This window comes from Serratia sp. AS12 (assembly GCF_000214195.1).
GTDB lineage: Bacteria > Pseudomonadota > Gammaproteobacteria > Enterobacterales > Enterobacteriaceae > Serratia > Serratia plymuthica.
Window position 1 is genome coordinate 488521 of the sequence record NC_015566.1, and the last position, 13359, is coordinate 501879.

At 57.3% G+C, this 13359-nt stretch carries 13 protein-coding genes; 7 read left to right on the forward strand and 6 right to left on the reverse strand.

Annotated elements, in window-relative coordinates:
* Window positions 1–5 precede the first annotated feature (5 nt).
* Window positions 6–1448 (forward strand): MFS transporter, encoded by a 1443-nt coding sequence (locus SERAS12_RS02275; RefSeq protein WP_013811282.1) that lies wholly within the window; start codon window positions 6–8, stop codon window positions 1446–1448.
* Window positions 1449–1492: 44 nt separating this feature from the next.
* On the opposite strand, the gene SERAS12_RS02280 is transcribed toward SERAS12_RS02275, so the two are convergent.
* Window positions 1493–2506: an LLM class flavin-dependent oxidoreductase gene (locus SERAS12_RS02280; protein ID WP_013811283.1), complete on the reverse strand. Its 1014-nt coding sequence runs from the start codon at window positions 2504–2506 to the stop codon at window positions 1493–1495.
* Between the two features lie 224 nt (window positions 2507–2730).
* Between SERAS12_RS02280 and SERAS12_RS02285 the strand changes: the two genes are divergently transcribed.
* From SERAS12_RS02285 to SERAS12_RS02295, 3 genes are read left to right on the forward strand one after another with little or no spacing between them, the layout of a single operon-like run.
* Window positions 2731–3702: an HlyD family secretion protein gene (locus SERAS12_RS02285; RefSeq protein WP_013811284.1), complete on the forward strand. Its 972-nt coding sequence runs from the start codon at window positions 2731–2733 to the stop codon at window positions 3700–3702.
* A complete protein-coding gene (locus tag SERAS12_RS02290; RefSeq protein WP_013811285.1) occupies window positions 3684–4838 on the forward strand; it encodes an ABC transporter permease in 1155 nt (384 codons plus the stop codon). The genes SERAS12_RS02285 and SERAS12_RS02290 overlap by 19 nt, the downstream gene beginning before the upstream one ends.
* On the forward strand, window positions 4835–5974 hold the full coding sequence (locus tag SERAS12_RS02295; RefSeq protein WP_013811286.1) for an ABC transporter permease: 1140 nt from the start codon (window positions 4835–4837) through the stop codon (window positions 5972–5974). Before SERAS12_RS02290 ends, SERAS12_RS02295 begins: the two co-directional genes overlap by 4 nt.
* A 15-nt stretch (window positions 5975–5989) precedes the next feature.
* Here the strand turns inward: SERAS12_RS02295 and SERAS12_RS02300 are convergent, their stop codons facing one another.
* Together SERAS12_RS02300 and SERAS12_RS02305 are read right to left on the reverse strand one after the other, a co-directional pair.
* The gene (locus tag SERAS12_RS02300; RefSeq protein WP_013811287.1) at window positions 5990–6625 is read right to left on the reverse strand and encodes a CerR family C-terminal domain-containing protein; all 636 of its coding nucleotides are present in this window, start codon (window positions 6623–6625) and stop codon (window positions 5990–5992) included.
* Window positions 6626–6655: 30 nt separating this feature from the next.
* Window positions 6656–7912 (reverse strand): Xaa-Pro peptidase family protein, encoded by a 1257-nt coding sequence (locus SERAS12_RS02305; RefSeq protein ID WP_013811288.1) that lies wholly within the window; start codon window positions 7910–7912, stop codon window positions 6656–6658.
* Between the two features lie 369 nt (window positions 7913–8281).
* Here SERAS12_RS02305 and SERAS12_RS26135 point away from each other — a divergent pair, with 369 nt between their 5' ends.
* Entirely contained in the window at window positions 8282–8650 is a 369-nt protein-coding gene (locus tag SERAS12_RS26135) for a hypothetical protein (RefSeq protein ID WP_143760023.1), read from the forward strand.
* Between the two features lie 319 nt (window positions 8651–8969).
* Here the strand turns inward: SERAS12_RS26135 and SERAS12_RS02310 are convergent, their stop codons facing one another.
* Window positions 8970–9848 (reverse strand): U32 family peptidase, encoded by an 879-nt coding sequence (locus SERAS12_RS02310; RefSeq protein WP_013811290.1) that lies wholly within the window; start codon window positions 9846–9848, stop codon window positions 8970–8972.
* 11 nt (window positions 9849–9859) lie between these two features.
* The gene (locus SERAS12_RS02315) at window positions 9860–10855 is read right to left on the reverse strand and encodes a peptidase U32 family protein (RefSeq protein ID WP_013811291.1); all 996 of its coding nucleotides are present in this window, start codon (window positions 10853–10855) and stop codon (window positions 9860–9862) included.
* A gap of 227 nt (window positions 10856–11082) precedes the next feature.
* On the opposite strand from SERAS12_RS02315, the gene SERAS12_RS02320 reads away from it, so the two are divergent.
* Window positions 11083–11604 (forward strand): SCP2 domain-containing protein, encoded by a 522-nt coding sequence (locus SERAS12_RS02320; RefSeq protein WP_004952907.1) that lies wholly within the window; start codon window positions 11083–11085, stop codon window positions 11602–11604.
* Window positions 11598–12101 (forward strand): GNAT family N-acetyltransferase, encoded by a 504-nt coding sequence (locus SERAS12_RS02325; protein WP_013811292.1) that lies wholly within the window; start codon window positions 11598–11600, stop codon window positions 12099–12101. Before SERAS12_RS02320 ends, SERAS12_RS02325 begins: the two co-directional genes overlap by 7 nt.
* Here SERAS12_RS02325 and SERAS12_RS02330 read toward each other — a convergent pair.
* Window positions 12088–12390, reverse strand: coding sequence for a GIY-YIG nuclease family protein (locus SERAS12_RS02330; protein WP_013811293.1), 303 nt, complete (start codon window positions 12388–12390; stop codon window positions 12088–12090). The genes SERAS12_RS02325 and SERAS12_RS02330 overlap by 14 nt on opposite strands.
* Window positions 12391–13359 lie beyond the last annotated feature (969 nt).

Here is a 13359-nt window from a genome sequence, read left to right on the forward strand (position 1 = left end):
GAACCATGAGCGCATCATCAACGGCGGCCAAGCTGGGCCGCGCGGGGTTAATTATTTTATTGGCGGGGCAGTTGCTGCCGATGATCGATTTTTCCATCGTCAATGTCGGGCTGGATGCGATAGCACAGTCGCTGGGAGCCAGCCCGGCGCAGTTGGAACTGATTGTGGCGGTCTACGGCGTGGCGTTCGCCGTCTGTCTGGCGATGGGCGGCCGCTTGGGGGATAACCTGGGGCGGCGTACCCTGTTCCTGTGGGGCGTGCGGATATTTGCCGTGGCCTCATTGCTGTGCGGGTTGGCGAACTCCGTCTGGCTGTTGCTGGTGGCTCGCGTGTTGCAGGGGGTTGGCGCGGCGTTTATCGTGCCGCAAATCCTGGCCACCATTCATGTGTGCCTGCGGGGCCGCGAACATACCAAGGCGCTGGGAATGTACGGGGCTATCGGTGGGCTGGCATTTATCGTCGGCCAGGTGCTGGGCGGGTTGCTGATCACCCTGGATATTGCCGGCAGCGGCTGGCGCAGCGTATTCCTGATTAATATTCCGGTGTGCCTGTTGGTGCTGGCCTGCGCCCACCGCTGGGTGCCGAATACCCGTGGGGAGAAGCGGGTGAATGTCGATCTCCCCGGCACGCTGTTGCTTGGATTGACCATCGCCTGCCTGCTGTTCCCGCTGGCATTGGGGCCGGTATGGCACTGGCCGTGGCCTTGCCTGGTGCTGCTGGCGGCCAGCATCCCGCTGTTGTGGTTACTGTGGCAGGTTGAACGGCGGCAGGAGCAACGGCGTAATTTCCCGCTGTTGCCGCCGGCGCTGCTGCGCTTGCCGAGCGTGCGCTTCGGGCTGGTGATCGCCATCCTGTTCTTCTCCTGCTGGAGCGGTTTTATGTTTGTGATGGCGCTGACGCTGCAGTCCGGAGCAGGGCTGAGCTCATTCCAGTCAGGCAATGCGTTTATCGCGCTCGGGGCGGCCTATTTTCTTTCATCGCTGCTGAGCAGCACGGTGGTGGAGCACTTCGGCAAGGTGCGGACGCTGATGTTTGGCTGCCTGATCCAGATGGTGGGTCTGTTGGCGCTGATGCTGACGTTGAAACTGGTCTGGCCGCATCCGGGGCTGTGGAATTTGATCCCGGCGACGGTATTGATTGGCTTCGGGCAGGCGTTTATCGTCAGCAGTTTCTTCCGCATCGGCCTGTCTGACGTACCGACAGAGCACGCCGGCTCCGGCAGTGCCATGCTGGCTACGGTGCAACAGACGGCGTTGGGGCTGGGGCCGATCCTGCTGGGCACGCTGCTGGTGCAGATGCTGCATTTGGCGCCCGGTAATTACCTGAATGCGGTGCTGGTGGCGATTGCGGCCGAATTTTGCCTGATGCTGGTGTTGCTGAGCCGCACGCTGCTGTTTCTGCGTGCCGAACGCCGCCAGCAGGTGCAGGAAGCGATAAAACAGGCCTGACGGCCCGGTTAAAGGTGGGGGAAGCCATTTCCCCCACCTTTCATTTAGCCTTTCACCACATCGCCTTTCACTCCGGCGACAATCTCAAACGAATGCAGCCGCGCCTGATGGTCAAAGATCTGGCCGTTGACCATGATTTCATCCGCGCCGGTTTCACGCTGCAGCGCCTGCAGCCCGTGGCGAACGGTGCTTTCATTACCGACTATAGACATGCGCAGCGCCTGATCGACACCGTATTGCTCCCCGGCGCTCCACAGCGCGTGGATATTGTCCACCGGCGGCGGCAGCGGGCCCGGCGAACCGCGGCGCAGGTTAATGAATTGCTGTTGCATCGAGGTGAACAGCCGGCGGGCCTCTTCGTCGCTGTCGGCGGCCACCACGTTGACGCATACCATGGCATGCGGCTGTGCGCATTGCTCGGAAGGTTTGAAGTTATTGCGATACAGCTTCAGCGCCTGGAACAACATTTCCGGCGCAAAGTGGGAGGCGAAGGCGAACGGCAGGCCAAGCTGTGCCGCCAGCTGTGCGCTGTACAGGCTCGAACCCAGCAGCCAGATCGGTACATGCAAGCCCTGGCCCGGCACTGCCTGCACCGGTTGGCCCGGTTGCGCATCGCAGAAATAATGCTGCAGTTCCTGCACGTCACGCGGGAAGTTATCCACTTCGCCGGACAGGTGGCGCCGCAGCGCCATCATGGTGCGCTGATCGGTGCCGGGCGCGCGGCCAAGCCCCAGATCGATACGCCCCGGATACAACGATTCCAGCGTGCCAAACTGCTCGGCGATCACCAGCGGCGCATGGTTAGGGAGCATCACACCGCCGGAACCTAGGCGGATACTCTGGGTGCCGGCGGCCAGAAAGCCCAACAACACCGAGGTGGCCGCACTGCCGATCCCGGTCATATTGTGATGTTCCGCCAACCAATAGCGCTGATAGCCCCACTTTTCGGCATGCTGTGCTAAATCTAAAGAGGCGTGAAACGCATCGCGCGGTTTGGCCCCTTGCGGAATGGGGGATAAATCCAGTACCGAAAGCGGTACCACGGTTTTTTCAGTCATGACATCGTCCATCAGAGGAGTGATCGCTTAAAGGGCGATTGCAGGAGTCTGCAAATTACAAAGTCGAATGTGCTTTAGCGTTAAAAGCATAATCCAATTTAGGGTTATAAAAGAGGATATATGTGCTTGTGATATCCTCATGAGAAAAATGGTCTTTTTAGAGCGTATTAAAATATGGACGTGATGATCCCCACCTGCCGCTTACCGTTCCGGGAGCCTGAATAATGAAAAAAAAGACGCTGTTTACCCTGTTGTTGATGGTGGTGGCGATCGCTCTGGCGATATTGTTCCGCGCGCATAATCAGGATCTGCTGTTGCAGGGCGAGGTGGATGCGCCGGAGGTGATTGTGGCCTCCAAAGCCAAGGGGCGGGTGATCGAGCGCCTGGTGGAGCGTGGCGATGACGTAAAGGGCGGGCAGGCGATGATTCAGCTCGACAGCCCGGAACTGATGGCGCAGTTACGTTCCGCACAGGCGACGCGCGATGAGGCCAAGGCGCAGCTTGATCAGTCGCTGCATGGCACGCGTGAAGAGAGCATCCGCAATCTGCGCGCCAGCCTGGCGCAGGCCGAGGCGGAATACCGCAATGCGCAGAATGATTACAATCGCAACCTGAGCGTAGCCGGCAAAGGCTATATCTCGAAGTCCGAGTTGGATAGCTCGCGCCGTTCGCGCGATACCGCTTTCCAACAGGTGCAGGCCGCCAAGGCCAATCTGGACGAAGGCGTCAACGGCGACCGTATCGAACTGCGGCAGCAATACGCCGCGGCGCTGCGGGCAGCGGAAGAGAACCTGCTGGAAGTGAAAGCCCAGACCGACGATCTGCGGGTTTTAGCACCGGTGGACGGCGAAGTGGGGCCTATCCCGGCGGAAGTGGGGGAACTGCTGAATGCCGGTAGCCCGCTGGTGACGCTGATCCGCGTACCGGACGCCTACTTCGTGTTTAACCTGCGCGAGGACATCCTGGCCCATGTGCGCAAAGGCGATAAGATCCCAATGCGGGTGCCGGCGCTGCAGAACAAAATGATTGAGGCAGAGGTGCGTTACATCGCGCCGCTGGGCGATTACGCCACCAAACGCGCCACCCGCGCCACCGGTGACTTTGATCTGAAAACCTTTGAAGTTCGCCTGTATCCGTCACAGCCGGTGGACGGCCTGCGTCCGGGGATGAGCAGCCTATGGCTATGGAAAGAGTAAGGGCCGGTTGGCGCTGCTTCAGCCACGCGTTTGACAACGAGTGCCGCATCGCCTTTCGCAGCCCGGTGGTGCACTGGTTGAGCTGGATCTTCCCGTTGATGCTGTTTGGCCTGATCAGCAGCAACTTTTCGGAAGGCACCTTGCTCGATTTGCCGGTCTCGGTGGTGGACAGCGATCACAGCTCGTTGTCCAAATCGCTGATCCGCAGGCTGGATGCCGGCTCTCATGCCCACGTCGAAGCCTACGATGGCGGGCTGGATGAATCACTGCACCGCCTGCGCAGCGCGCAGGATTATGCGCTGCTTTACATACCGCCGGATTTCGAAGCCAACGCGCTGGCGGGCAAGCAGCCGAGCGTGGTGATGTATTACAACGCGCTGTTTTACGGCGCCGGGCTGTATTCCACTCAGGATTTCAGCGGCCTGATGACTGAAATCAACGCCAGCACCCGCAGCATCATCGCCGGCGAGATGGGCAAAACGTTGCCGCCGCTGGCGGACGTCACGCTGTCGTACGGCAGTTTGTTCAACGCCAGCGGCAGCTATATTTACTATCAGCAGTTTGCGGCCACCATTCACCTGTTGCAGCTGTTTGTGGTGACCTGCATGATCTACGTGCTGGCGCGCAGCAAGTCGCTGTTGAAGGCCAGGCCGTTCAGCCTGGCGCTGCTCGGCAAACTGGCACCTTACACCCTGTGTTTCACCAGCCTGCTGATGGTGGAGATCGCGGCGCTGGTGGGCATTTTTGACGCCCGCGTCAGCGGCAATCCCTTGTTTATGCTGATGATCGCCTTTTTCTACGTGATGGCGGCGCAGAGCGTCGGCCTGCTGCTGTTCACTTTTACCGGCAGCATTATCACGGCCTACAGCCTGATCGGCATCCTGGTGAGTATCGCGTTGACCTTCTCGGGCATGGCGGTGCCGGAGCTGTCGATGCCGCTGCCGGCGCGCATTATCTCCAATATCGAGCCGCTGACCCATGCGCTGTACGCCATGTTTGACGTGTTCCTGCGGCAGGTGCCGGCCAGTGCCATCTTCAGCGTCTGTGCGCTGCTGGCGGTCTACCCGCTGGTTACCGCGCTGCTGGTGCGTAACCGGCTGTTGCAGCGGTTGCTGAAAGAAGGGGGCGCGGGATGAAGATCTATTGGCAAACTTTTGTCCGCGTGCTGCTTGGCATGTTGGAACGGCCGATGTGGCTGATGCTGATCTTGTCGCTGTGCATCATGAGTATGGTGTATGCCAACCGCACGGTGTGGGATCTGCCGGTGGGCGTGGTCGATCAGGATCACAGCACCGCCAGCCGCCAGTTGATCCGCCAACTGGACGCCACCTCGAAAATCGCGATCCAGACCTACGACAGCCAGGAGCAAGCCCAGCGCGACCTTGGCTGGCGCAAGCTGTTTGCGGTGATCATCATGCCGGTGGATCTGGAGAAGAAGATCCTGAGCGGGCAGAATATCGTGGTGCCGGTGTACGGCGACGCGACCAACCGCTTGGCCAACGGCCAGATCCAGCAGGACGTAGTGGCGGCTTACCAACAGCTATTGGGGGAGTACAACACCGGGCTGCTGCTGCGCAGCGGTTTCAGCGAACGCCAGGCGCAGGTGATCCTGACGCCGATCGTGGGGCAGACGCTGGACGTGTTCAACCCCGGCATCAGCTTTGCGGCAATCATCTTCCCCGGCCTGCTGGTCATGCTGTTGCAGCACTCGTTGTTGATCGCCTGCATACGCGTCAGCATCGCCATGAAGAGTACGCCGGGCGGTAAAGCACCGTTGGCGGCACACCTGGGCGGGCTGACGGCGCTGCTGCCGATCTGGTTATTCCTGTCGATCGTGCTGTTTGTACTGTGGCCGTGGGTGTTGGGTTACCGCCAGACGGCGGGCATCCCGGAAATTCTGTTGCTGACCTTCCCGTTCCTGCTGGCGGTGCTGGGGTTGGGCAAGCTGGTGACCGAGTGCCTGCGCAGCGTCGAGATGATCTACCTGACGCTGGCGTTTATCACTACGCCGATATTCTACCTCTCCGGCACCATCTGGCCGCTGCAGGCGATGCCGGGCTGGGTGCGGACCATTTCCTATTGCATCCCCTCCACCTGGGCCACCAAGGCGATCGCCGGGGTTAACCAGATGGGCTTGTCGCTTAACGAAGTATGGGGCGATGTGGTGATGCTGCTGGTGCTGGGGATTATTTACACCCTGCTGGGTGTCGGCGTGGGCTTTCTGCGCAACAGCGTGGCGTTGCGCAGCCTGTTTCGTAAACGGAGTGCATAGCTGACGACGCCGTATCTAGTGTTGTGCGGCGGCGACCGACATAACGCCTACCAGTCCGGCAATCTGTGCCACCTGCTGCGGCTGTAATGCATTTTCGCCAAGTCGACGCAGCAGGGCCTCCCGCGCCACGGAGAAGGCTAACGCCTGGCCGATGATGGCGTGAGCGCACAGAATATTTTCCCGCAGGGCCGGGTCTTGACCGCGGATCGCCGCGACTAACTCGCTAACGGTCTGATGCAGCGGTAAGAACAAGCGAGAATACAAGGCATCGAACTCAGCACTGGGCTGGAGTTGTTCGCGTGCTAATAGCAGACTGCTGGCTGTAGAGGTTTCAGACCCCAGCAAGGCACGGACGAAATCCTGCATCAGCGCTTGCAAAGCTGCTGCCGGCGATTGTGAGTCAGTCAAAAGACGAGGCAATGCCAAGTGTTCAACGATGCCGTTGGCAACGTGTTCAAGCACCGCTAAATACACCCCTTCTTTGCCGCCAAAATGGTACGGAATGGCGGACTGATTCACGCCCGCTTCGTCGGCCAGCTGTCGGGTGCGTACGCCTTCCAGCCCCTGTTTGCTGAACAGGCTCAATCCAGCCCGAATAAGCCGCTCCTGGGTTTCGCGGGCTCGTTCACTGAGCCTGTCCTGATCTTGCATGGGTTCATCATCTCCTGATAATAGGTTCGCCTAGCCGTCTGACTGCATCAACCGCGTAGAGTTTTCATTAAGCGCCACACCGCCCGAGTCCCCGACCAATACTGTTCCGCCGATGTTGGCCATGTGCCGACCGAAGGCGCAATTAGGTTCGAAGGCGAAGCACATGCCCGCCTGCAGCGGAAGATCGCGCCCTACGGTCGGCAACCGTTTGAGCTGCGCGTAGCGAGCCGCCTCGGGCAAGGATTCTATGCCAGGCGCCGTCCCGAAGCCTACTGGGCCGTAAGGGTTGATGCTATGGACCAAGGGATGTACATGCCAGCCCCCAGAGGCTAATAACGGTTGCTCCATGGCATCGACTACGTCGCCGAAGGTATTGCCCGCGCGTAGCGTTTGCAACCCTGCTTCATAGCTCGCCCTGGCCACCTCGGCGGCGCGCAAGATCTCCGGGTGCACTTCGCCGATGGCGACAGCGGCCTGGTGCTGTGTTTCCATCATACCGTACAGCGCGAAGATCTCCGACAGCACGAGATCGCCTTCCTGCAACACCCGCGGCGCCTGTGCGCGGTATTGCCAGGCCGGTGGCCCCCAGCCGACGTATTCGGGTCCGGAACCCAGCAATAGCTCGGCGGTGTAACCGCCCATCGAAAAGCAGGTTGCCGTCACCGCCGCCACCAGATCCGCTTCGGAAACGCCAGGCCGTGCCGTGGCTCGGAGAGCCTCACACATCGTTTCGCCGATGTGCGCGGCATAGCGTACCAAGGCGAGTTCTTCTTCACTTTTTACCGACGCACGCCGGAAGAATTCACGGTATACCGGTACCCAGGTTGCCGTCGGGAGGGCATCGGCCAACCCTTGAAAGGTACGAGCGGGCATGGCGCCGTCAAAGTAGAACGGTGGATAGGGCTCTAGCCCGATAATGCCGATGCGTGTTCCCTCCAACCGGCGGCTGGCCAGCCAGGCCCCGACGTCGGGGCCGTTTTTGCCGACAAACAGCTGCTCCGCGTCGATCCACTGCAAGTCACCGCGTAATGATGCCTGAAGATGATCGGCCACCATCAGTGAGGCGAAAGTGTAAACCCGCGGGGGTTCATTGCCGATAAACACCACGATAGAGCCGGGGCGGTCGTTGGTGAAATAACAATCCGGTGCGAAACCGGCAGGTGCGGCGGCCTCTCGATCGCCATACACGATCAGGGCTGCCAGGCCCTCCGTATGAATAATGTCGCGCGCCAGCTGCCAGCGGCGGTCACGTTCGGTATGGGATAACGATTTTGGCGGTATCAACATGGTGTGACTCCTTGTTGCGTGTCAGGGAATCTTGAAATTAATTCATTCAAATGAATTAATCAATGCTTGAATTCTGAACGCAGCGATGAGGTTTCAGATTCTGCGGTTGCAGAGCATTAACAGCCTGTTGGGTTGCGGCGTGGGATTTGTGAGCAGAATCTTCCACAAACGGCAGAAGAGTGAATAAATAAAGGTGCCGGACCTGACGTCTTTATTATTTTAATTATTATTGGTTCGTTTTAATTAAATAGTTAAAATCTACAATTAACGTTTTTGATTAATATTGATTTAATTTGACTTTGTTTATTGTTGCTGATAATTATTGTTTATTGAACGTGTGGTGATTTGCAGTTAATAAATCGTCGATTAATGTTAATTGAACATATTAAATCATTTATTAAAGGGAAAAATATTATGTCAACAATAAGGGAGTTGACGTTAGACGAGATGAAGTTGATTGGCGGTTGCGGGGATGGAAATAACGGCGGTGATCGCGACAGAACCGACCGTGGTGCGCCTAATACCTGTGCCAATCAGGTCGGATTTGGGGCCATTATTGGTGCTTTTACCGGTATGCCTGGTGGTCCTCCTGGAATGATTGGTATGGCTTTCGCTGGCGCCTTAACTGGGGTTGTTGGTTGTGATAGAAATAGTCAGTCAAAGAATAATAGTGATAATAAAGGCGCATTGGGTGGTAATAGAAACGCTAATAGCGTAAATGGCCAGTGCCGCTGGTAATTACTCATTTATATTACTTTTAAAGTTTTAAGAATAGGTGCTGACTATGGGGCCAGGTAAGCTCGCCAAGTCTTTTTCTACTTTTATCGGGTTGATGGCAACCATGCAGTTTCTTTATCACCCGGTATTAATCGCGGGTTCCTCAAGAGAACATTTAGCGAATGCGGCTATCGCTTTTTTTATGGGGTTGGGCGTCAGAAGTTTTTGCCTGATGTGCGTGAGTTTTTATCATTGGTACAACGGAAAGTAATGAGATTTAACGAGAACAAATAAGATGCCGGCAGCGGAAAAGTTGTCGGCATCCCTTTGATTTATCCCGCTACTGCACCAGCTCCAACCCCGCAACCCGGCGCCAGTAGCCGTTGCAGTCGGCTTTATCGGCCAAAACCAGCGGCTGCGCACCCTGTTCGTTGGCGCGGAAGCTGTCGATCAGCGTCAACGTTTCTGCGCTCTGCGGCGAAAGGCGCACAATATCCACCAGCCCCTGCATGCTTTGCAACTCATTGCCGAGGTTATAGCAGTAGCCGCTCATCGTCTGGATGCCGTTGAGCACAAACACCTGTTGTTCCTCCTGCGAACGCATCATCCGCCCTTGCGGGTAGTGGATGCAGCAGGTTTCGCATTCGTCCTTGCCACGGTTCTCCGAGCGAGCGGTGAAGCAGCGTGCCGAATAGGCCAGCGGCAGGTGGCCGTAACTCAAGACTTCCACTTCGAACTGATGGCGGAAACCCAGTTCGTCGCATTGCGTCAGCAGATTGGCCAGCCAGTCGCGCGAAAGCTCGACCGGCATGCACCAGCGGACCATCCCCTGGCGGTGCAGCAGGCGCAGGGTGTAAGCGTTATAGCAGTTGAGCGCATGCCCGGCGACGAACGGCAGGCCGCGCTCTGCCGCCATGTTCACCGTGCCCAGATCGTTGGCTTCGATCAGAAACTCGCCGTTCTCCACATAGCGTTTGAGTTCGTTCAGTTCCGACGGCGCTTGCAGCAACGCCAGGGTGGAAATCACCACCTGCTTGCCGCTGCGGGCAATCTCCTGCGCCAGCGTCAGCCAGTCGCCCACCTTCATCTCGCGTCGCTTGGTGCAGACGCTCTCGCCGAGGTAAACAATCTCCGCGCTGCTGTTCACCGCCTGCCGGTAGAACTCCTCAATCTCGGTTTTCGGCCAGTAGTACAGCACCGAGCCTAATGCGTATTTCATTGTCTCTCCTGCTACTGCCATTTGCGGTGATAGGCGCCGAGCGTGGTTTGCGTGCCTTCGGACATTGCGCCGAGGGCCTCCATCCAGCCTGCGTCGGCCCGGTAGGTGGCCGGGTCGGCTTGGCAGCGGTCTATCGCCTGGCGCCAGATGCGCGCCACCTGGCTGACATAGGCCGGGCTGCGCTGGCGTCCTTCAATCTTCACCGAAGCGATATTGGCGGCCAGCAACTCCGGCAATAGCTCCAGCGTGTTCAGGCTGGTGGGCTCTTCCAGCGCGTGATAACGCACGTCGTCCACCCTATAGCGCCCTTTGCACAGCGTCGGATAGCTGGCGTTTTCGTCGTCCCGATAACGGTCGATCAGCACGTCGTTCAGGCGTGACTCCATGCCCTGTGCGGTTTGCTGCCAGCGCACGAAGCGCGCCGGGGAGCAGGCGCCGACGGTATTCGGCGATTCGCCGGTCAGGTAGGAAGAGAGATAGCAGCGCCCTTCGGCCATGATGCACAGGCTACCGAAAGCGAACACCTCCAGCGGCACCGGGCTGGTGCGCGCCAGCTGTTTGACCTGATGCATCGACAGCACGCGCGGCAGCACGACCCGGCTGACGTCGAAATGGCGCTGATAAAAGCGGATCGCCTCTTCGTTGGTGGCGGAAGCCTGCACCGAGACATGGCGTTCCAGCTGCGGGTAACGTTCGGCAGCGTATTCCAGCATCGCCAAATCGGCCAGGATCAGCACGTCCGCACCCAGTTGCGCCGCCATGTCCACCGCCCGTTGCCAGCGGCCATAGCCGTCCGGGTGGGCGAAGGTGTTGATGGCGATATGCAGTTTGCGGCGGTGCCGGTGCACGTACTCGACCGCTTCCTGCAGCTTTTTCTCGGTGAAGTTGAGGCCGGCAAAGTGGCGCGCGTTGGTATCGTCTTTCAGGCCGATGTACACGGCGTCTGCGCCGTTATCCACCGCGGCTTTCAGGGCCGGAAGGTTACCGGCGGGACAAAGCAGCTCCATAGATTTATCCTGGTTAACAAGGGCTGTCGGTGACGGTATTCAACCGGCAAGCGCCCATCGGGGAAGCAATTTTAGTGAAAGCGCGGCGAACAGGTTTTGATTTGAGGCAGCTTCTGGCGTATTGATAAAGCTGGCGGCCAAATACACTATTTGTTGATATAGACCGCTTCAGGTGCGCGCCGATGTGGCAAAATAGCGCTAGTCTGTGTTGAAAGGAGTGAACGACAGTGTTGGAACAACTACGAGCACGCATTGTGCGCCAAGGGCCGTCGCTGCTGCGCGTACCGCTAAAATTCACGCCGTTTGCTTTGCAGCGGCAGCTTCTGGAACAGGTGCTGGGCTGGCAATTCCGCCAGGCGCTGGCGGATGGCGATTTGGCTTTTCTCGAATCGCGCTGGTTGAAGATCGAAGTTCGCGATCTGGCACTACACTGGTTTATGACGGTAGAAAACGACAAACTGGTTGTCAGCCACCACGCCGAAGCTGATGTCAGCTTCAGCGGCGACGCCAACGATCTGATTCTGATCGCAGCGCGTAAGCAAGATCCCGATACGCTGTTCTTTCAGCGTCGGCTGCAGATTGAAGGGGACACCGAATTGGGCCTGTATGTAAAAAATCTGATGGATGCCATCGAGCTGGAAGCCATGCCTGCGCCATTGCGCATTGGCCTGCTGCAACTGGCTGAATTTGTGGAAGCAGGGTTGCAGGAGGGCACGGTGCAGACTTCCCGTGTGCCGGTAGCATGCTGATTCGCGTAGAAATTCCGGTAGACGCGGCGGGGATTGATGCCCTGCTGCGCCGCGCCTTTGGGCGAGATGACGAGGCCGATCTGGTGCAGCAACTGCGCGAAGACGGCCTGCTGACCCTGGGCATTGTCGCCACCGACGACGAAGGCGGCGTGGTAGGTTATGCCGCGTTCAGCCCGGTGGATGTCGCCGGAGAAGACCGGCAGTGGGTCGGCCTGGCACCGCTGGCGGTGGATGAAAGCCTGCGTCGCCAGGGGTTGGGCGAAAAGCTGATTTACGAAGGGCTGGATTCCCTGAACGAGTTCAGCTACGCCGCCGTGGTGGTGCTGGGCGATCCGGCTTACTACGGCCGTTTCGGCTTTAAACCGGCCGCCGCCTATGGCCTGCATTGCCGCTGGCCGGGTGCCGAAGCCGCGTTCCAGGTTTATCCGCTGGCGGAAGACGCGCTGACCGACGTGAGCGGGGCGGTGGAATACTCCGAGCCGTTTAACCGGCTTTAACCTCAGCGCCCGGCAGTAAATAATCCAATGAGGGCGGCGGGTGACTCACCAGCCGCTCTTTTTGTATTTTGCTCAGTTGCTTCACCCGATACTCCAGCCTCAGCGCCGTCGAGCGATCCCCCACCCGGCAGTGAAACGCCAGAGTCAGTTCCCCCTTTCCCCGTAACGCCTTGGCGCCTTTACCCGCCTGGTGCTGCGCCAGCCGCCGCGCTACGTCGGTGGTGATGCCGGTATACAGCATGCCGTTCGGTAAACGCAGCATATAGAGGTGCCAGGTTGGAATGTCCATCATTGGGTCCCAGTGGAGAGTTGAGCGTTACTATAGGCAACGTCAGGCCGCCGCTGAACCCTTTTTTTTCGACATGATTTAACTTGTTGATTTTAAACATGCTGAATGGGCAGGCTGAAAAAAGCCTTTTTGGGGGAATCCTGGTGTTACTCTTCAATAATCAGCTGATTAGCGCTAATCTTCAACGGTGCACTGCCGTATAGGCAGCTTAGAAAAGGTGCATTTTGTTGCTGCCATCTGAGTTCTGGTGCACTGCCGTATAGGCAGCTTAGAAAGTCCACGATCTTTTTGTCGTCCGTGTTTACTGGTGCACTGCCGTATAGGCGGCTTAGAAAGATGCGCTGGCTGTGGAGAATGCGGTGCTGAAGTGCACTGCCGTACAGGCAGCTTAGAAAGTACAGTTATTGACAGAACTCCGAGAGGGCGCGTTCACTGCCGTACAGGCAGCTTAGAAACGGCAGCGTTGCAACCAGTACGCGCCCAGTGAAGTTCACTGCCGTACAGGCAGCTTAGAAAGCTGGGCATGGCTGCAGAAATGGAGTCGATGTGTTCACTACCGTAAAGGCCGTTTCAAAACCGATGGAAATGTAATTGCATTTTGCTATTTTTCATTAAGTTTAACGTATTTATACTGTGGCTTGAAAAGATCAAGGTTACGACAGCAATGCATTAAATTCCATGGCTATTTATTAATTAGCAAGATTATTAATTTGCATATAAACCAAAATAAACTTGGCAGTCTTTTTTGGTGGCATTGTTATTTAAAATAAACCTGAAAATAAGGTAAGATAAGGTTTATTTTTTATGTGTGCAGTTTGTTTTTAATGTGCTGATTTTTATGGTAATTAATTAAAATTAAGATTTGTTTTTTAATTGAAGTTATTAAAATTCATTAATTTAATGATGTTTTTATTGAGGATTAAATCACCAGGTAATAAATTGATTTCACTCTCAGGGCATGAGAGCAAG

Coding starts and splice junctions, on each gene's coding strand:
- SERAS12_RS02310 (WP_013811290.1), bottom strand. CDS start 9,848: ATGAAATACGCATTAGGCTCGGTGCTGTACTACTGGCCGAAAACCGAG.
- SERAS12_RS02275 (WP_013811282.1), top strand. CDS start 6: ATGAGCGCATCATCAACGGCGGCCAAGCTGGGCCGCGCGGGGTTAATT.
- SERAS12_RS02325 (WP_013811292.1), top strand. CDS start 11,598: ATGCTGATTCGCGTAGAAATTCCGGTAGACGCGGCGGGGATTGATGCC.
- SERAS12_RS02330 (WP_013811293.1), bottom strand. CDS start 12,390: ATGGACATTCCAACCTGGCACCTCTATATGCTGCGTTTACCGAACGGC.
- SERAS12_RS02305 (WP_013811288.1), bottom strand. CDS start 7,912: ATGTTGATACCGCCAAAATCGTTATCCCATACCGAACGTGACCGCCGC.
- SERAS12_RS02285 (WP_013811284.1), top strand. CDS start 2,731: ATGAAAAAAAAGACGCTGTTTACCCTGTTGTTGATGGTGGTGGCGATC.
- SERAS12_RS26135 (WP_143760023.1), top strand. CDS start 8,282: ATGTTAATTGAACATATTAAATCATTTATTAAAGGGAAAAATATTATG.
- SERAS12_RS02300 (WP_013811287.1), bottom strand. CDS start 6,625: ATGCAAGATCAGGACAGGCTCAGTGAACGAGCCCGCGAAACCCAGGAG.
- SERAS12_RS02295 (WP_013811286.1), top strand. CDS start 4,835: ATGAAGATCTATTGGCAAACTTTTGTCCGCGTGCTGCTTGGCATGTTG.
- SERAS12_RS02280 (WP_013811283.1), bottom strand. CDS start 2,506: ATGACTGAAAAAACCGTGGTACCGCTTTCGGTACTGGATTTATCCCCC.
- SERAS12_RS02290 (WP_013811285.1), top strand. CDS start 3,684: ATGGCTATGGAAAGAGTAAGGGCCGGTTGGCGCTGCTTCAGCCACGCG.
- SERAS12_RS02315 (WP_013811291.1), bottom strand. CDS start 10,855: ATGGAGCTGCTTTGTCCCGCCGGTAACCTTCCGGCCCTGAAAGCCGCG.